This window comes from Salmonella enterica subsp. arizonae, from assembly GCF_008692845.1.
Classification (GTDB): domain Bacteria; phylum Pseudomonadota; class Gammaproteobacteria; order Enterobacterales; family Enterobacteriaceae; genus Salmonella; species Salmonella arizonae.
In genome coordinates, this window is sequence record NZ_VXJW01000012.1 from 28,972 (window position 1) to 48,011 (window position 19,040).

General features: G+C 53.3%; 12 protein-coding genes. All 12 read left to right on the plus strand.

All coding sequences use genetic code 11. The features are described 5' to 3' along the window. The first annotated feature begins 529 nt into the window (after positions 1-529). The 12 genes from rppH to recD all read left to right on the plus strand — a co-directional run bounded on the left by rppH (position 530) and on the right by recD (position 18,948). Entirely contained in the window at positions 530-1,060 is a 531-nt protein-coding gene (rppH, locus tag F4V61_RS18435; RefSeq protein WP_000564482.1) for an RNA pyrophosphohydrolase, read from the plus strand. Positions 1,061-1,072: 12 nt separating this feature from the next. Beyond that, a complete protein-coding gene (ptsP, locus tag F4V61_RS18440; protein WP_000957876.1) occupies positions 1,073-3,319 on the plus strand; it encodes a phosphoenolpyruvate--protein phosphotransferase in 2,247 nt (748 codons plus the stop codon). 215 nt (positions 3,320-3,534) lie between these two features. Further along, positions 3,535-4,410 carry a prolipoprotein diacylglyceryl transferase gene (lgt, locus tag F4V61_RS18445; RefSeq protein WP_000204648.1) on the plus strand — a complete coding sequence of 292 codons (876 nt, stop codon included), beginning with the start codon at positions 3,535-3,537 and terminating at the stop codon, positions 4,408-4,410. A gap of 6 nt (positions 4,411-4,416) precedes the next feature. Then, positions 4,417-5,211 carry a thymidylate synthase gene (gene thyA / locus F4V61_RS18450; RefSeq protein WP_000816224.1) on the plus strand — a complete coding sequence of 265 codons (795 nt, stop codon included), beginning with the start codon at positions 4,417-4,419 and terminating at the stop codon, positions 5,209-5,211. Positions 5,212-5,394: 183 nt separating this feature from the next. Next, positions 5,395-5,862, plus strand: a complete 468-nt coding sequence (locus F4V61_RS18455; protein WP_080152934.1) for a prepilin peptidase-dependent protein — start codon at positions 5,395-5,397, stop codon at positions 5,860-5,862. Further along, positions 5,856-6,419 carry a prepilin peptidase-dependent protein gene (locus F4V61_RS18460; protein WP_024132137.1) on the plus strand — a complete coding sequence of 188 codons (564 nt, stop codon included), beginning with the start codon at positions 5,856-5,858 and terminating at the stop codon, positions 6,417-6,419. Before F4V61_RS18455 ends, F4V61_RS18460 begins: the two co-directional genes overlap by 7 nt. Beyond that, complete coding sequence (locus F4V61_RS18465) at positions 6,416-6,823, plus strand: DUF2509 family protein (protein WP_080161220.1); 408 nt, start codon at positions 6,416-6,418, stop codon at positions 6,821-6,823. Before F4V61_RS18460 ends, F4V61_RS18465 begins: the two co-directional genes overlap by 4 nt. Then, complete coding sequence (locus F4V61_RS18470; RefSeq protein ID WP_079782089.1) at positions 6,808-7,128, plus strand: prepilin-type N-terminal cleavage/methylation domain-containing protein; 321 nt, start codon at positions 6,808-6,810, stop codon at positions 7,126-7,128. Before F4V61_RS18465 ends, F4V61_RS18470 begins: the two co-directional genes overlap by 16 nt. A gap of 15 nt (positions 7,129-7,143) precedes the next feature. Then, positions 7,144-10,515, plus strand: coding sequence for an exodeoxyribonuclease V subunit gamma (gene recC, locus F4V61_RS18475; RefSeq protein ID WP_080161219.1), 3,372 nt, complete (start codon positions 7,144-7,146; stop codon positions 10,513-10,515). Between the two features lie 174 nt (positions 10,516-10,689). Next, a complete protein-coding gene (gene ptrA, locus F4V61_RS18480) occupies positions 10,690-13,578 on the plus strand; it encodes a pitrilysin (protein WP_058345950.1) in 2,889 nt (962 codons plus the stop codon). After that, positions 13,571-17,116: an exodeoxyribonuclease V subunit beta gene (recB, locus tag F4V61_RS18485; protein ID WP_079829215.1), complete on the plus strand. Its 3,546-nt coding sequence runs from the start codon at positions 13,571-13,573 to the stop codon at positions 17,114-17,116. Before ptrA ends, recB begins: the two co-directional genes overlap by 8 nt. Then, the gene (gene recD, locus F4V61_RS18490; RefSeq protein ID WP_080161217.1) at positions 17,113-18,948 is read left to right on the plus strand and encodes an exodeoxyribonuclease V subunit alpha; all 1,836 of its coding nucleotides are present in this window, start codon (positions 17,113-17,115) and stop codon (positions 18,946-18,948) included. Before recB ends, recD begins: the two co-directional genes overlap by 4 nt. The last annotated feature ends 92 nt before the right edge of the window (positions 18,949-19,040 follow it).

Below are 19,040 nucleotides of genomic sequence, written 5' to 3' on the forward strand. Positions count from 1 at the left end.
CTGGTCACTGACAATAAACAGGATCTTACACTATGTTATCCACAGAAAGTTGGGATAACTGTGTAAAACCATCACTACTGGTTCCATTTACAGCCTTGACGTGCGACGAAAATCGAAAATTCAGACAAATAGTGGGTAAGTTATTGGCACAATCTGTGGATAAAACCGACGATGGTTGATCTTTCATCAGCATAAGGATCTTAAATGTGATACTGGTCACGCTTTAATAAGACGATATGTGAGATCCGTCTATAACACAATGAATATAAGGCACTATTTTTACTGTTATGAGAACAAGGAATTCAGACTGTTCTGGGTTTTCCCGTAGTAATTCCGTACTTCTTCACAACTATATCCACAGAAAAGGTGAATAAAATGGCGCAAGGGCGCCATCATCTGTTTATAACTCGGCTATTTACTGTGAGTTATTCAATTGTTATTAGACTGTGTCACTATTACAGAGTGGTTTACCGCCTCACTGGAGTATGAAACAATCATTCATATATAAGGTTTATGTTGAGGTAGTCCGGTGATTGATGACGATGGCTACCGCCCAAATGTAGGTATCGTAATTTGTAATCGTCAGGGGCAGGTGATGTGGGCCCGGCGATTTGGTCAGCACTCCTGGCAGTTCCCGCAGGGCGGGATAAATCCAGGGGAGTCGGCGGAACAGGCGATGTACCGGGAATTGTTTGAAGAAGTAGGGTTAAGCCGTAAAGATGTTCGAATCCTTGCTTCAACTCGCAACTGGTTGCGTTACAAGTTACCAAAACGTTTGGTGCGTTGGGACACAAAGCCGGTATGTATCGGCCAGAAACAAAAATGGTTTCTTTTGCAGTTAATGAGCGCCGACGCCGAAATCAATATGCAAACCAGCAGCACGCCGGAGTTTGACGGCTGGCGCTGGGTAAGTTACTGGTATCCGGTCCGACAAGTGGTGTCATTTAAACGCGATGTCTACCGCAGGGTAATGAAAGAGTTTGCAAGTGTTGTAATGGCGCTTCAGGATAATACGCCTAAGCTACAAAGCGCGCCTGCTTATCGACGTAAAAGAGGTTAAGCCACGCAAATTATGCTCACTCGCCTGCGCGAAATAGTCGAAAAAGTGGCCAGCGCGCCGCGTCTGAACGAGGCGCTGAATATTCTGGTCACGGATATCTGTCTTGCGATGGATACGGAGGTTTGCTCGGTTTACCTGGCCGATCATGACCGACGCTGTTATTACCTGATGGCTACTCGGGGGTTGAAAAAACCGCGTGGCCGAACCGTTGCGCTGGCGTTTGATGAGGGGATCGTCGGTCTGGTTGGCAGGCTGGCGGAACCCATTAACCTTGCCGATGCCCAAAAACATCCCAGCTTTAAATACATTCCATCGGTAAAAGAGGAGCGTTTTCGCGCGTTTCTTGGCGTGCCGATCATTCAGCGTCGCCAGCTTCTGGGCGTTCTGGTCGTGCAGCAGCGCGAATTGCGCCAGTACGATGAAAGCGAAGAGTCTTTCCTCGTCACGCTCGCCACGCAGATGGCGGCTATCTTGTCACAGTCGCAGGTCACGGCGCTGTTCGGGCAATACCGACAGACGCGAATCCGCGCGTTGCCCGCGGCGCCGGGCGTGGCTATCGCGCCGGGCTGGCAAGACGCGACCATGCCGCTGATGGAACAGGTTTACGAAGCGTCTACGCTGGATACCTCTCTTGAACGCGAGCGATTGACCGGCGCACTGGAAGAGGCGGCGAACGAATTCCGACGGTACAGCAAACGCTTTGCCGCTGGCGCGCAAAAAGAGACGGCGGCCATCTTTGACCTTTATTCACACCTGCTTTCAGACGCCAGATTGCGTCGCGAACTTTTCGCCGAGGTCGATAACGGCGCCGTTGCGGAGTGGGCCGTTAAAAAAATCATCGAAAAATTTGCCGAACAATTTGCGGCGCTAACTGATAACTACCTTAAAGAGCGGGCGGGAGACTTACGCGCTCTGGGTCAGCGGCTGTTATTCCATCTTGATGATTCGGTCCAGGGACCAAATGCCTGGCCGGAACGTTTTATTCTGGTCGCGGATGAGCTGTCGGCAACCACGCTGGCGGAGTTGCCGCAGGACAGGTTGGCTGGCGTTGTGGTACGCGACGGCGCGGCAAATTCCCATGCGGCGATTATGGTGCGCGCGCTCGGTATTCCCACCGTCATGGGCGCCGATATCCAACCTTCGGTATTACACCGCCGTACTCTGGTGGTGGATGGCTATCGCGGTGAATTACTGGTCGATCCTGAACCCGTGCTTATTCAGGAATATCAGCGTCTCATTAGTGAAGAGATCGAACTCAGCCGACTGGCGGAGGATGACGTCAATCTTCCCGCCCAACTGAAAAGTGGCGAACGCGTCAAAGTAATGCTGAATGCCGGGTTAAGCCCAGAGCATGAGGAAAAGTTAGGCAGTCGGATCGACGGTATCGGCCTGTACCGTACTGAAATTCCCTTCATGTTGCAAAGCGGGTTTCCCTCGGAAGAAGAGCAGGTGGCGCAGTATCAAGGGATGCTGCAAATGTTTAACGATAAACCGGTGACGCTGCGAACCCTGGATGTAGGAGCGGATAAGCAACTGCCTTATATGCCTATCAGCGAGGAAAACCCTTGTCTGGGCTGGCGCGGGATTCGCATTACGCTGGATCAGCCTGAGATCTTTTTGATCCAGGTTCGCGCGATGCTGCGCGCCAACGCGGCGACTGGTAATCTCAGCGTTTTGTTGCCGATGGTCACCAGTATTGATGAAGTCGATGAAGCGCGGCGCCTGATCGAACGCGCCGGGCGCGAGGTAGAAGAGATGATCGGCTATGCGATCCCGAAACCGCGCATTGGCATTATGCTGGAAGTGCCGTCAATGGTGTTTATGTTGCCGCATCTGGCTAACCGGATCGACTTTATTTCCGTCGGCACCAATGACTTAACGCAATATATCCTGGCGGTGGATCGCAACAATACCCGCGTGGCCAGTATTTATGACAGCCTGCATCCCGCTATGCTGCGCGCATTGTATATGATTGCACAGGAGGCCGAAAAAAACGGCATCGATCTTCGCCTGTGCGGCGAGATGGCGGGCGATCCGATGTGCGTGGCGATTCTTATTGGTCTGGGATATCGCCATCTTTCAATGAATGGCCGCTCGGTAGCGCGCATGAAATATCTGCTGCGGCATATCGATTTTGCTGACGCGCAAACCCTTGCCCGACGCAGCCTTGAGGCGCAGATGGCTACCGAGGTGCGTCATCAGGTGGCGGCCTTTATGGAACGCCGCGGGATGGGGGGATTGATTCGCGGAGGGTTGTAACGACCGGAACGGGAAAAGATAGTGTCTACGACTTCACGTCGCGAATAACACGGCGGCAACATGAAAGACAATGCGTATACATATCTTTTAACGGTAATCGGCATCTCGCTTTTAACCCTTGTGCTATTATTCGCACCTTTGGAGCGTCTGCAATACGCAGGCGCGCTTATCAATCGCTATCTCTTCAGCGAAATAACAAGAAATTGTGGTGACAGATGACCAGTAGCTATCTGCATTTTCCGGACTTTGATCCGGTCATTTTCTCGATTGGGCCCGTCGCGCTTCACTGGTATGGCTTGATGTATCTGGTGGGGTTCGTTTTCGCGATGTGGCTGGCGGTGCGTCGCGCTAATCGTCCGGGAAGCGGTTGGACCAAAAACGAAGTTGAAAATTTGCTCTATGCAGGTTTTCTGGGGGTTTTCCTGGGGGGGCGTATTGGCTATGTCCTGTTTTACAATCTCCCCCTGTTTCTGGATAACCCGCTCTATTTATTCCGCGTCTGGGACGGCGGTATGTCCTTTCACGGCGGGCTTATCGGCGTGATACTGGTAATGATTATCTTTGCCAAACGTACGAAGCGGTCGTTCTTCCAGGTGTCTGATTTTATTGCGCCGTTAATCCCGTTCGGCCTGGGCGCTGGGCGTCTGGGCAACTTTATCAATGGTGAATTGTGGGGGCGCGTCGATCCTAACTTCCCGTTTGCCATGCTCTTTCCTGGCTCGCGCGCGGAAGATATTGCGCTGCTGCCGTCACATCCGCAATGGCAGCCTATTTTTGACACCTACGGCGTATTGCCGCGTCATCCTTCCCAACTGTATGAACTGGTACTGGAAGGCGTGGTGCTGTTTATCATCCTCAATCTCTTTATTCGCAAGCCGCGTCCGATGGGCGCTGTCTCCGGGTTATTTCTGATTGGCTATGGTGCGTTTCGTATCATTGTTGAATTCTTCCGCCAGCCGGACGCGCAATTTACCGGCGCATGGGTACAGTACATCAGCATGGGGCAGATTCTTTCTATCCCGATGATTATCGCAGGCGCGATCATGATGGTTTGGGCATATCGCCGCCGCCCGCAGCAACACGTTTCCTGAGGAACCATGAAACAGTATTTAGAACTGATGAAAAAAGTGCTGGATGAAGGCACACAGAAAAACGACCGTACTGGCACCGGCACGCTTTCCATTTTTGGCCATCAGATGCGTTTTAACTTGCAGGAAGGCTTTCCTCTGGTGACGACGAAACGCTGCCATTTACGCTCAATTATTCACGAACTGCTCTGGTTTTTGCAGGGCGATACCAACATTGCTTACCTGCACGAAAATAATGTCACAATCTGGGACGAATGGGCCGATGAGAACGGTGATTTAGGCCCGGTTTATGGCAAACAGTGGCGCGCCTGGCCAACGCCGGATGGTCATCATATCGATCAGATCACCACGGTCTTAAGCCAGCTTAAAAATGATCCGGACTCCCGCCGTATTATCGTTTCTGCGTGGAACGTCGGCGAGTTGGATAAGATGGCGCTGGCGCCGTGTCACGCCTTTTTCCAGTTTTATGTCGCAGATAGAAAACTCTCCTGTCAGCTTTATCAGCGCTCCTGCGATGTGTTCCTCGGCCTGCCGTTCAACATTGCCAGCTATGCGTTACTGGTGCATATGATGGCGCAACAGTGCGATCTGGAAGCCGGCGATTTTATCTGGACCGGCGGCGACACGCACCTGTACAGCAACCATATGGAACAGACGCACCTGCAATTAAGCCGCGAACCGCGCGCGCTGCCGAAGCTGGTCATTAAGCGTAAACCCGATTCGCTTTTTGACTACCGGTTCGATGATTTTGAAATTGAAGGTTACGATCCGCATCCTGGCATCAAAGCGCCGGTCGCTATCTAAGCGTTGATGATCCTGCCATAACCGACGCCATTGCGCGTCGGTTTTTTTACCCTTTGCCTCAATCTTCGGCGAGGGTTCCTGAAATTTTGCAACGCGCTGCAAGACATTAACTTTTTTTCGTAACGCGCCGAACAATCCGTATTTAGCGCTCGTTATTTTTTTCCCGCCCGCCATACTGCCGACATGAAAAAACAACAGGGTTATACGCTCATTGAAACGGTGGTCGTGATGTCGCTCATTATCATTCTCAGCGCCACAGGGCTTTATGGCTGGCAACGCTGGCAGCAGCAACAGCGCCTGTGGCAAACCGCATGTCAGGTGCGAGATTACCTGCTGCAACTTCGTGAGGATGCTCACTGGCATAACCGCAATCACATTATTCGCGTTGTCAGTGAAGGAGGTTTATGGTGCTTTGTTAGCTCAGGCGCTGCGCAAACATCGTGTACGTCATCTTCCCCCTTTGTATTTACGCCAAGCTGGCGTGATGTCATCCTCGCCGATATTACGCCGTCGTTAGCCTTTTTTGGTTTGCGCAATACGGCATGGGCAGGGCACATCGTACTGAAAAACGCCGCCGGAGAGTGGCGTCTGGTGGTCTCCTCCTGGGGACGGATCAGGCTATGCGAGCGTAACGAGGCTGGCTCGTGTTAATAACTATGCGAGGTTTCTCGCTACTGGAGGTCGTGCTGACGATGGCGATAGGTTCCGTTTTACTGCTTGGATCCGCACGATTTTTACCGGCGCTACAGCGTGAGATCTGGCACAACACGCGACAGTTATCGCTGGAAGATGAAGTCTGGCAGCGAACCTATACCGTAGCGAAGCATCTTCAACGCGCAGGTTACTGTCATGGTCACTGTATCGGTGAAGGGCTGCATATTGCCGAACAGGGGCAATGCGTCATCGTTCAGTGGGACGAGAATAATAACGGCGTCTGGGATACCATACCTGCGAAAGAGGCCGACCAGACCGGATTCCGTATGAAGGATAACGTTCTGGAAACATTACGCGGAGCAACATCTTGCCAGGGGAAGGGATGGGAAAAAATGACCGATCCCAATACGGTACTCATAACAGCGTTTACCGTTGAGCGTCGTGATATGGCTGGATTCTCGCCAATGCTCATGCTGCATCTGCGCGGCGCCAGCAAAGCCGAGCCTCAGACCGTTATTGACGCGCAATACAGCGTAACGGGATTTAATCTGTGAATCGGGAACGTGGCGCCTATTCGCTAATACTGACGCTTTTAATACTAATTCTGGGCAGCCTGCTACTGCAAGGCGTAAATCAGCAGCAGGCCAGCTACGCCTCCCGCGTGGCGACGCAGAGTCAGGCGATACAACGCCAGGCGCTCGTACAGTCGGCGCTGGAATGGGGACGAGGGCAGCTATGGTCAGGTTTAGCCGAAATGGAATGTCGGCGCTATTTCTCTTCGGGAGCGCGAGTTTGTTTGCGGGGATTGCCAGGGGACGAGGTAGTGATGGCGGCGCAATATGACGGCATGACGTTATGGCGTTTGGGCAACGTAATTCAGGGAACAATTGTCTTTTCTTCCCACGGCTGGAGTGATTTTTGTCCGTTAAAAGAGGAGGCGTTATGTCGCATCCCCTGAATGTACAACGCGGGTTTAGCCTCCCTGAAGTTTTAGTGGCGATGGTCCTAATGGTAATAATCGTAACCGCGCTGTCAGGCTATCAGCGGGTATTAATGCACAGTTTTGCACTACGACATCAGTATCTCCAGATCTGGCGGCAGGCCTGGCAGCAAACGGCGCTATATCCATTTTCGCCAGCCAATGACTGGAAGGCCAACCGGATGCAGACAACGCAATCGGGATGTGTCAGCATCAGCGTCACGATGGTTTCACCCTCTGGCAGGCAAGGGCAGATGACGCGCTTGCATTGTCCAAATCGTTAATCGTCAGGAGTATTTATGTTAAGGGTCTACCACTCCAATCGTCTGGATGTGCTGGAAGCGTTGATGGAGTTCATCGTCGAACGCGATCGGCTGGACGATCCCTTTGAGCCAGAAATGATTCTGGTGCAAAGTACGGGTATGGCGCAGTGGCTGCAGATGACCCTTTCACAAAAGTTTGGTATTGCAGCCAATATTGCTTTTCCGCTACCGGCGAGTTTTATCTGGGAAATGTTTGTCCGCGTGTTGCCGGAAATACCCAAAGAAAGCGCTTTCAGCAAACAAAGCATGAGCTGGAAACTGATGACCTTACTGCCGCAGTTGCTGGACAAGGATGAGTTTGTACTGTTGCGCCATTATCTGACCGACGACACCGATAAACGCAAACTCTTTCAGCTTTCCGCTCGCGCCGCCGACCTGTTCGATCAGTATCTGGTTTACCGGCCTGACTGGCTTACGCAGTGGGAGGCGGGAAAAATCGTGGAAGGTCTGGGGGAAGCGCAAAACTGGCAGGCGCCGCTGTGGAAAGCATTGGTGGAATATACCGCCGCGCTGGGGCAGCCGCGCTGGCATCGCGCCAATCTATATCAACGCTTTATTCAGACGCTGGAGCGCGCGACCACCTGCCCGCCGGGGTTGCCATCCCGCGTTTTTATTTGCGGCATTTCCGCGTTACCGCCAGTGTATCTCAAGGCATTGCAGGCGCTAGGGAGACACATTGAAATCCATCTCCTTTTTACTAATCCGTGTCGGTATTATTGGGGGGATATTAAAGACTCAGCCTGGCTGGCAAAACTCATGGCTCGCCAGCGCCGTCACAGTTTTGAAGATCGCCATTTACCTTTGTTCCGCGAAAATCAGAATCCGGAAGCCTTATTTAACAGCGACGGCGAGCAGGATATCGGTAATCCGCTGCTTGCCTCATGGGGAAAAATGGGTCGGGATTATATCTACCTGCTATCTGAGCTGGAAAACAGCCAGGAGCTGGATGCATTCGTTGATATTACGCCAGATAATCTTTTGCATCGGATTCAGGCGGATATTCTTGAACTGGAAAGCCATGCGGTGGCGGGCGTAAATCTTGAGGAGTATTCGCGCAGCGATAATAAGCGTCTGCTTGATCCTGAAGATAATAGCATCTCCTTCCACGTTTGTCACAGCCCGCAGCGCGAGGTGGAAATACTGCACGATCGTCTGCTGGCGATACTGGAAGCCGATCCGACGCTAACGCCGCGCGACATTATCGTTATGGTGGCTGATATTGACAGCTATAGCCCGTTTATCCAGGCGGTATTTGGTAGCGCGCCGACGGAGCGCTATCTGCCATATGCCATTTCCGACCGGCGGGCGCGTCAGTCGCATCCGGTATTACAGGCGTTTATCAGTCTACTTTCATTGCCGGACAGCCGCTTTGTCTCCGAAGATGTTTTAGCGTTGTTAGACGTGCCGGTAGTGGCTGCCCGCTTTACGATCAACGAAGAAGGGCTGCGTTATTTGCGCTTGTGGGTCAATGAGTCAGGCATTCGTTGGGGTATCGACGATGACAACGTACGCGAGCTGGAACTGCCTGCTACTGGGCAGCATACCTGGCAATTTGGCCTGACGCGTATGTTGCTGGGGTATGCCATGGAAAGCGCCCAGGGCGAGTGGCAGTCTGTCCTGCCTTATGACGAATCCAGCGGCTTGATTGCTGAACTGGTCGGTCATCTGGCTTCGCTGTTGATGCAGCTTAATATCTGGCGGCGTGGGTTGGCGCAGGAACGGCCGCTGGAAGAGTGGCTGCCCGTTTGTCGCGATATGCTTAATGATTTCTTCCTGCCCGATGCGGACACGGAAGCGGCAATGACGTTGATTGAACAGCAGTGGCAGGCAATTATCGCCGAAGGTGTCGCGGCGGAATATGGCGACTCGGTACCGGTTTCGCTACTGCGGGATGAGCTGGCGCAGCGTCTGGATCAGGAACGTATTAGCCAGCGTTTCCTGGCGGGCCCCATCAATATTTGTACGCTTATGCCGATGCGTTCCATTCCGTTCAGAGTCGTTTGCCTGCTGGGAATGAACGACGGCGTTTATCCGCGCCAGCTTGCGCCGTTGGGCTTCGACCTGATGAGCCAAAAACCGATACGCGGGGATCGTAGTCGTCGCGACGATGACCGCTATCTATTTCTGGAAGCGTTAATGTCGGCGCAGCAGACGCTTTATATCAGTTACATCGGTCGCTCCATCCAAGATAATAGCGAACGCTTTCCCTCTGTGCTGGTGCAGGAGTTGGTGGATTACATCGGGCAAAGCCACTATTTACCGGGTGACGAAACGCTGACCTGCGATGAGAGTGAAGCACGCGTTAAAAGGCATATTACGCGTTTGCATACCCGTATGCCTTTTGATGCGCAAAATTACCTGCCCGGCGAACAGCAAAGTTATGCCAGAGAGTGGTTGCCCGCAGCGAGTCAGTCGGGAAAAGCGCATTCTGACTTTGTGCAGCCGCTTCCTTTTACGATGCCGGACACACTGACTCTGGAAAGTCTGCAGCGTTTTTGGGCCCATCCGGTACGCGCATTTTTCCAGATGCGACTTCAGGTTAATTTTCGCTCGCAAGAGAACGAGATTCCTGATGCGGAACCATTTGAATTAGAGGGATTGACGCGATATCAACTAAACCAGCAGTTGCTCAACACGTTGGTTGAAGAAGAAGACGCTGAACGCTTGTTCCGCCGTTTCCGTGCTGCGGGAGAGCTGCCCTACGGCGCTTTTGGCGAAATATGCTGGGATGCGCAACGCCAGGAGATGCAGCAACTGGCAAGCCGGGTCATCGCCTGCCGTAAACCGAGCCAAAGCCTGGAAGTTGATCTGCTTTGCAATGGTGTTCAGCTAACCGGCTGGCTACCGCAGGTACAGGAGGATGGATTATTGCGCTGGCGACCCTCTTTAATCAGCGTTGCGCAAGGCGTGCAACTTTGGCTGGAACACCTTGTCTATTGTGCCAGCGGCGGTAGTGGCGAAAGCCGTCTGTTTTTGCGCAAAGAGGGAGAGTGGCGATTTCCGCCTCTTGATAAAGCGCAGGCAATAGCTTACCTGGCGCAACTGATTGAAGGCTACCGGGAAGGCATGTCTTCTCCGCTACTGGTACTGCCGGAAAGCGGCGGCGCATGGATAAAAGCCTGTTATGACGCTGAAAATGATGTCATTTTAGACGATGATGACACCTTACAGAAGGCCAGAACAAAGTTTCTGCAGGTTTATGAAGGCAACATGATGGTGAGCGGCGAAGGCGAGGATATCTGGTATCAGCGTCTTTGGCGTCAGCTGGAATCTGAAACGTTGCAGGCTATCATTGCGCAGTCCCGGCATTACCTGTTACCGCTGTTTCGTTTTAATCAGTCTCGTTGATTGTATGAAAATTGCGCAGTTGAAAAGCTTCGTCTATGATGCGCTCTTCGTCACGGACTGATTACTAATAAAAAGATGCTGCCTGGTTCAGCGCAATATCCCGTTCTGCTCAGGCCGATGGTTTATGTGACCATAGAGATGAGTGGGAATGAAAGTTAATGATGAGGTCCGTGAATGCCCCGCAGCACTTGGTTCAAAGCGTTATTGTTATTGGTCGCCCTTTGGGGGCCTATAGTTCAGGCGGATATCGGTTGGCAGCCGCTACAAGAAACTATCCGTAAAAGCGATAAAGATACCCGGCAGTATCAGGCGATACGTCTTGATAATGATATGGTGGTGTTGCTGGTATCCGATCCGCAGGCCGTAAAGTCTCTTTCTGCTTTAGTGGTGCCCGTTGGATCGCTTGAAGACCCTGAAACGCATCAGGGACTTGCTCATTATCTTGAGCATATGTGCCTGATGGGGTCAAAAAAATATCCGCAAGCGGATAGCCTTGCCGAATACCTTAAAAGACATGGCGGTAGCCACAACGCCAGCACCGCGCCTTATCGAACGGCCTTCTACCTGGAGGTTGAAAACGATGCGCTTCCAGGCGCCGTAGATCGCCTGGCCGATGCCATTGCCGCGCCGTTGTTGGATAAAAAGTACGCCGCACGCGAGCGAAATGCGGTGAACGCCGAGCTGACGATGGCGCGCACCCGCGACGGTATGCGTATGGCGCAGGTAAGCGCCGAAACCATTAACCCGGCGCACCCAGGCTCGCGCTTTTCTGGCGGCAATCTGGAAACGCTAAGCGATAAGCCGGGCAATCCGGTGCAACAGGCGTTGATCGCTTTTCATGAAAAATACTATTCAGCTAATCTGATGAAGGCGGTGATTTACAGTAATAAACCCTTGCCGGAGTTGGCGCGTATTGCCGCAGAAACCTATGGTCGCGTGCCGAATAAACAGATTAAAAAGCCGGAAATTACCGTACCTGTCGTCACCGACGCGCAAAAGGGCATCATTATTCATTACGTGCCGGCGCTACCGCGTAAAGTACTGCGCGTGGAGTTTCGTATTGATAACAATAGCGCACAGTTCCGTAGCAAGACCGACGAACTGGTCTCTTATCTGATTGGCAATCGTAGTCCGGGAACGCTCTCTGACTGGCTGCAAAAACAAGGACTCGTCGAAGGTATTAGCGCGGATTCCGATCCGATTGTTAATGGTAACAGTGGCATTTTTGCCATTTCGGCAACGCTGACCGATAAAGGTTTGGCCCATCGTGATGAAGTCGTCGCGGCTATATTTAGCTATATCAATATGTTACGTGAAAAAGGGATAGATAAACGTTACTTTGACGAACTGGCGCTTGTGCTGGATCTCGACTTCCGCTATCCATCGATTACCCGCGATATGGACTATGTAGAATGGCTGGCGGACACCATGCTCCGCGTTCCGGTAGCGCATACGCTGGATGCGGTGAATATCGCCGATCGTTACGATCCTGCCGCTATCAAAAATCGCCTGGCGATGATGACGCCCCAGAATGCGCGCATCTGGTATATCAGTCCCCAGGAACCGCATAATAAGACCGCCTATTTTGTGGATGCGCCTTACCAGGTCGATAAGATCAGCGAACAGACGTTTAAAAACTGGCAACAAAAAGCACAGGGCATTGCGTTGTCGCTGCCGGAGTTAAATCCCTACATTCCTGATGATTTTACGCTTGTTAAGAATGACAAAAACTACGCGCGGCCAGAACTGATTGTCGATAAACCGGATTTGCGCGTGGTTTACGCGCCGAGCCGTTATTTCGCCAGTGAGCCAAAAGCCGACATTAGCGTGGTATTGCGTAATCCACAGGCGATGGACAGCGCCCGCAATCAGGTACTGTTTGCCCTCAATGATTATCTGGCGGGAATGGCGCTCGATCAGCTCAGTAACCAGGCGGCAGTGGGCGGTATTAGCTTTTCCACCAGCGCTAACAATGGTCTGATGGTCAATGCGGACGGTTATACTCAGCGTTTGCCGCAGCTTTTCCTGGCGCTGCTGGAAGGATATTTTAGCTACGACGCCACGGAAGAACAGTTGGCGCAGGCGAAGTCATGGTATACGCAGATGATGGATTCTGCGGAAAAGGGAAAAGCCTATGAACAGGCGATTATGCCGGTGCAGATGATTTCGCAGGTGCCTTATTTTTCCCGTGATGATCGTCGCGCTTTGCTGCCGTCCATTACGTTGAAAGAGGTGATGGCCTATCGCAATGCGTTAAAAACGGGCGCTCGTCCGGAATTTCTGGTTATAGGCAATATGAGCGAGGCCCAGGCGACCTCTCTGGCGCAAGATGTTCAAAAACAGCTCGCGGCGAACGGGTCAGCGTGGTGTCGCAACAAAGAAGTGCTGGTTGAGAAAAAACAGTCCGTAATATTTGAAAAGGCGGGCAGTAGTACCGACTCCGCGTTAGCGGCAGTTTTTGTCCCGGTTGGCTACGATGAGTACGCCAGCGCTGCTTACAGCGCGATGTTAGGCCAGATTGTACAACCGTGGTTTTACAATCAGCTACGAACCGAAGAGCAACTGGGATACGCCGTTTTCGCCTTTCCGATGAGCGTTGGCCGCCAGTGGGGAATGGGGTTCCTGTTACAGAGCAACGACAAACAGCCCTCTTACCTGTGGCAACGCTATCAGGCATTTTTCCCTGACGCCGAGGCGAAGCTAAGGGCGATGAAGCCGGAAGAGTTCGCACAAATTCAGCAGGCGATCATTACGCAAATGCGCCAGGCACCGCAAACGCTGGGCGAAGAAGCCTCCCGGTTAAGCAAGGATTTCGATCGGGGTAATATGCGCTTTGACTCGCGTGATAAAATCATCGCTCAGATAAAATTGCTGACGCCGCAAAAGCTTGCCGATTTCTTCCATCAGGCGGTGGTGGAGCCGCAAGGCATGGCAATATTGTCACAGATTGCTGGTAGCCAGAACGGAAAAGCAGAATACGTGCATCCGGCAGGCTGGAAAGTGTGGGATAACGTCAGCGCTTTGCAGCAAACTTTACCCCTGATGAGTGAAAAGAATGAATGATGTCGCCGAAACCCTTGATCCTCTGCGCTTGCCCCTTACGGGCGAGCGTCTGATTGAAGCGTCAGCGGGCACAGGCAAAACATTTACTATTGCGGCGTTGTATTTGCGTCTACTGCTCGGACTTGGCAGTGCAGCCGCATTTCCCCGCCCGCTCACTGTTGAAGAGCTGCTGGTAGTGACCTTTACGGAGGCCGCTACTGAAGAGCTGCGCGGTCGAATTCGCAGTAACATCCATGAACTGCGCATCGCCTGCCTGCGAGAAAGCACGGATAATCCGCTGTACGCCCGCTTGCTGGAAGAAATTAGTGACAAAAAGCAGGCCGCGCAGTGGTTATTACTGGCTGAACGACAAATGGACGAGGCCGCGGTCTTTACCATCCACGGCTTTTGCCAGCGTATGCTCAGCCTGAATGCTTTCGAATCCGGCATGTTGTTTGAGCAACAGCTTATTGAAGACGAATCTCTGTTGCGTTATCAGGCCTGCGCCGATTTCTGGCGGCGTCATTGCTATCCGCTGCCGCGTGACATCGCGCAGGTGGTTTTTGACGTGTGGAAGGGACCGAAGGCGCTCTTAAAAGATATTGATCGTTATCTGCAGGGCGAAGCGCCGGTCATTAAAGCGCCGCCATCGCAGGAGGAGACGCTGGCATCGCGTCATGAGCAGATCCTGGCGCGCATCAACCAGGTGAAGCAGCAGTGGTGTGAGGCGGTTAGCGAGCTGGAAGCACTGTTCGAATCATCTGGCATCGATCGCAGAAAATTCAACCGTGGCAATCAGGCGAAATGGATCGAAAAGATCACCGCGTGGGCGCAAGAAGAGACGAAAAACTATCAGTTACCTGAGGCGTTGGGCAAATTTTCACAGCGTTTTTTAGACGAGCGCACCAAAGCTGGCGGTGTGACGCCCCGGCATCCACTGTTTGTTGCGATTGATAACCTGTTGAGCGAACCGCTATCGATTAAAGATCTGGTCCTTACCAGAGCGCTCTCGGAGATCCGTGAAACGGTTGCTCAGGAAAAACGACGGCGCGGCGAGCTGGGATTTGACGATATGCTCAGCCGTTTAGATGCTGCGCTGCGTAGTGAAAGCGGCGAGGCGCTGGCAGCGGCGATTCGTACTCGTTTCCCGGTAGCGATGATCGATGAATTTCAGGATACCGATCCACAACAGTACCGTATTTTTCGCCGTATCTGGCGCCATCAACCCGATACGGCACTATTACTGATAGGCGATCCTAAACAAGCGATTTACGCATTTCGCGGCGCGGATATCTTTACTTATATGAAGGCCCGAAGCGAAGTGAGCGCGCACTATACGCTTGACACTAACTGGCGTTCCGCGCCGGGGATGGTGAATAGCGTTAACAAGCTGTTCAGTCAGATGAACGACGCCTTTATGTTCCGCGATATCCCCTTCAGTCCGGTAAAGTTTGCGCAAAGAAACCAGTCGCTGCAGTTTAAGGTGAATGACGTACCTCAACCTGCGATGACGCTGTGGTTGATGGAGGGGGAGAGCTGCGGTTCGGGCGATTACCAAAGCTATATGGCGCAAGTGTGCGCCACGCAAATTCGTGACTGGCTGCGCGCCGGACAAACGGGCGACGCGTTGCTGATGAACGGCGATGCGTCGCGTCCTGTTCGCGCCTCGGATATCAGCGTGTTGGTACGTAGCAGACGAGAGGCCGCTCTGATACGGGATGCGCTGACCTTGCTGGCGATTCCCTCCGTCTATCTTTCTAACCGCGACAGCGTTTTCGAAACGCTTGAAGCGCAGGAAATGCTATGGGTGTTGCAGGCGGTAATGGCGCCCGAACGTGAGAATACGCTGCGTAGCGCTCTGGCGACATCGATGATGGGGCTTACTGCGTTGGATATCGAAACGCTTAACAATGATGAAAATGCCTGGGATGCGGTTGTCGAAGAGTTTGATGGCTACCGGCAGATGTGGCATAAGCGCGGCGTGATGCCTATGCTGCGCGCGCTAATGTCGGCGCGCAATATTGCTGAAAACCTGCTGGCGACGGCGGGAGGCGAACGTCGGCTGACGGATATTCTGCATATTAGCGAACTGTTACAGGAAGCTGGTTCGCAACTGGAAAGCGAACATGCGCTGGTGCGTTGGCTGGCGCAACATATTCTTGAACCCGATAGCAACGCTTCAAGCCAGCAACTACGTCTGGAAAGCGATAAGCATCTGGTGCAAATCGTCACCATCCATAAATCGAAAGGTCTGGAATATTCGCTGGTTTGGCTACCTTTTATCACTCATTTCCGCGTGCAGGATCAGGCTTTTTATCACGATAGGCACTCTTACGAAGCGGTGCTGGATCTTAGCCACGCTGAAGAGAGCATAGAACTGGCGGAAGCCGAACGCCTGGCGGAAGACCTGCGCCTACTTTATGTCGCGCTGACCCGTGCCGTGTGGCACTGTAGCCTCGGTGTCGCGCCGCTGGTACGGCGTCGTAGCGATAAAAAAGGCGAGACGGATGTACACCAAAGCGCGCTTGGGCGACTGCTGCAAAAAGGCGAACCGATGGATGCCGCAGGTCTTCGCGCTTGTATTGAGGCGCTATGCGGCGAGGATATCGTTTGTCGAACGCCAGGCAATACGGATGACGACCGCTGGCAGATTGCCGCTGCATCGCACACGGAACTCAGCGCCAGAACGCTGCAACGCCTGCCTTATGATAGCTGGCGCGTCACCAGTTATTCCGGTTTGCAACAGCGGGGGCATAGCGTGGCGCAAGACCTTATTCCTCGCCTCGACATTGAGGCCGTAGGCGTCGGCGAGGCGGCGGAAGCCCTGACAATGACACCGCATCATTTTCCCCGCGGGGCATCGCCAGGGACATTTTTGCACAGCCTGTTTGAAGAACTTGATTTTACTCAGCCTGTAAACCCCCAATGGGTACAGGAAAAACTGGAGCTGAGCGGTTTTGAGACACGATGGGAGCCTATGCTTACCCGGTGGCTGGACTCTGTATTACACGTCGCCCTTAACGAGACGGGCGTCAGTCTGAGTATGTTGACCGAGCGTGAAAAGCAGGTAGAAATGGAGTTTTATCTCCCGATTGTCCAGCCGCTTACCGCCGGAGAGTTGGATGCGTTGATTCGTCGATACGACCCGCTTTCAGCAGGCTGCCCTGCGCTGGATTTCATGCAGGTTCGCGGCATGTTAAAGGGCTTTATCGACCTGGTGTTCCGTTATGAAGGGCGCTATTACCTGCTCGACTATAAATCTAACTGGCTGGGCGAGGATAGCGCCGCTTATACCCAGACGGCGATGGCTGCGGCGATGCAGGCGCATCGCTATGATTTGCAGTACCAGCTTTATACGCTGGCATTGCACCGTTACCTTCGTCATCGAATGACGAATTACGACTATGAACGCCATTTCGGCGGCGTCATCTATCTCTTTTTACGCGGGGTGGATAGCGAACGTCCGCAGCAGGGTATTTTTACCACTCGCCCTGCGGCGGCGTTAATTAACCAACTGGATGATATGTTTGCAGGTGAAATGAGCGAGGTGGCGCAATGACAATCCAGAAGCGGTTACTGGAGGCCGTTGAACAAAAACTATTACGGCCCATTGATGCGCAGTTTGCTTTAACCGTCGCCGGTAACGACGATCCCGCCGTGACGCTGGCGGCAGCGCTGCTTAGTCATGACGCAGGTGAAGGTCACGTGTGTCTGCCGTTGTCGCGTTTAACGTTAACGGAGGAGGCGCATCCCTTACTGGTCGCCTGGATAAGCGAAACGGCTACGCCAATTGACTGGAAAAAACGGTTACTGGCGTCTGCGGCGGTTAGCTGTGGCGATAGCCCCGCGCCGTTAATTCTGTGCGGCGATCGTCTCTACTTGAATAGGATGTGGTGCAACGAGCGCACAGTTGCGCGCTTTTTTAACGAGGTTAACCAGGCCATCGACGTAGATGAAGCTCAACTGTCCCGTATTCTGGACATGCTTTTCCCTCCGGCTGACGAGGTGAACTGGCAAAAAGTGGCGGCCGCCGTAGCGCTAACTCGTCGTATCTCCGTGATTTCAGGCGGTCCCGGCACCGGTAAAACCACCACCGTCGCGAAGCTGCTGGCGGCATTAATTCAAATGGCGGATGGCGAACGTTGCCGTATCCGGCTGGCGGCGCCGACCGGGAAAGCGGCCGCCCGCCTGACGGAGTCGCTCGGCGCGGCGTTGCGTCAGCTTCCTCTTACCGATGCGCAGAAAAAGCGTATACCGGAGGACGCCAGTACGCTGCACCGACTGCTAGGCGCACAGCCCGGCAGCCAGCGATTACGCCATCATGCGGGCAACCCGCTGCATCTGGACGTGCTGGTGGTCGATGAAGCGTCAATGATTGATTTGCCGATGATGTCACGTTTGATTGACGCTCTGCCGCCGCACGGGCGGGTCATTTTTCTTGGCGATCGCGATCAGCTGGCATCTGTTGAGGCGGGCGCTGTATTGGGCGATATTTGCGCCTATGTCAACGCAGGGTTTACGGCAGAACGCGCCCGACAGCTAAGCCGTCTAACGGGAAGCGCCATTCCGGCTGGGGGCGGAGCGCAAGCCGCGTCTCTGCGCGATAGCCTCTGTCTGTTGCAAAAGAGCTACCGTTTCGGCAGCGATTCCGGCATCGGAAAGCTGGCGGCGGCGATTAACTGTGGCGACAGGTCGGTAATCCGGGCTGTCTTTCAGCAGGGTTATAGCGATATAGAAAAATGTACATTACAAAGCAGCGACGATTATGCCGGGATGCTGGATGAAGCGCTGGCGGGCTATGGCCGCTACCTACGGTTGCTGCATGAGAAAGCGACGCCGGAGGCAATCCTTCAGGCTTTCAATGAGTATCAGTTGCTTTGCGCGCTACGCGAAGGGCCGTTTGGCGTGAGGGGATTGAATGACCGCGTTGAGCAGGCGATGGTTCAACAGCGAAAAATTCAGCGGCATCCGCATTCTCGCTGGTATGAGGGACGTCCGGTGATGATTGCGCGCAACGATAGCGCGTTGGGGTTATTTAACGGCGATATTGGAATTGCGCTCGATCGCGGGCAGGGATTGCGCGTCTGGTTTGCGATGCCGGACGGCGCGATCAAGTCTGTTCAGCCCAGCCGCCTGCCGGAACATGACACGACCTGGGCTATGACGGTACATAAATCGCAGGGGTCTGAATTTGATCACGCCGCGCTGATTTTACCCAACCAGCGTTCGCCGGTCGTAACGCGGGAACTGGTGTATACCGCTGTTACGCGCGCGCGGCGGCGGTTATCGCTGTATGCCGATGAACGGATTCTGGCAGGCGCGATTGTGACGCGTACGGAACGGCGCAGCGGGTTATCGACCTTATTTGATGAAGTCAGTCATACCGGATAAGACGAATTCTTGCCGAATGGTGACGCATAGCGTTTTATCCGGCCTACAAACTATGCTGTCGACCGTAGGCCTGATAAGCAAAGCCGCTATCT

Excerpts from the sequence above, each read along its gene's own strand:
- ptsP (WP_000957876.1), top strand. The coding sequence starts at position 1,073 with ATGCTCACTCGCCTGCGCGAAATAGTCGAAAAAGTGGCCAGCGCGCCG.
- lgt (WP_000204648.1), top strand. The coding sequence starts at position 3,535 with ATGACCAGTAGCTATCTGCATTTTCCGGACTTTGATCCGGTCATTTTC.
- thyA (WP_000816224.1), top strand. The coding sequence starts at position 4,417 with ATGAAACAGTATTTAGAACTGATGAAAAAAGTGCTGGATGAAGGCACA.
- F4V61_RS18455 (WP_080152934.1), top strand. The coding sequence starts at position 5,395 with ATGAAAAAACAACAGGGTTATACGCTCATTGAAACGGTGGTCGTGATG.
- F4V61_RS18470 (WP_079782089.1), top strand. The coding sequence starts at position 6,808 with ATGTCGCATCCCCTGAATGTACAACGCGGGTTTAGCCTCCCTGAAGTT.
- recC (WP_080161219.1), top strand. The coding sequence starts at position 7,144 with ATGTTAAGGGTCTACCACTCCAATCGTCTGGATGTGCTGGAAGCGTTG.
- ptrA (WP_058345950.1), top strand. The coding sequence starts at position 10,690 with ATGCCCCGCAGCACTTGGTTCAAAGCGTTATTGTTATTGGTCGCCCTT.
- recB (WP_079829215.1), top strand. The coding sequence starts at position 13,571 with ATGAATGATGTCGCCGAAACCCTTGATCCTCTGCGCTTGCCCCTTACG.
- recD (WP_080161217.1), top strand. The coding sequence starts at position 17,113 with ATGACAATCCAGAAGCGGTTACTGGAGGCCGTTGAACAAAAACTATTA.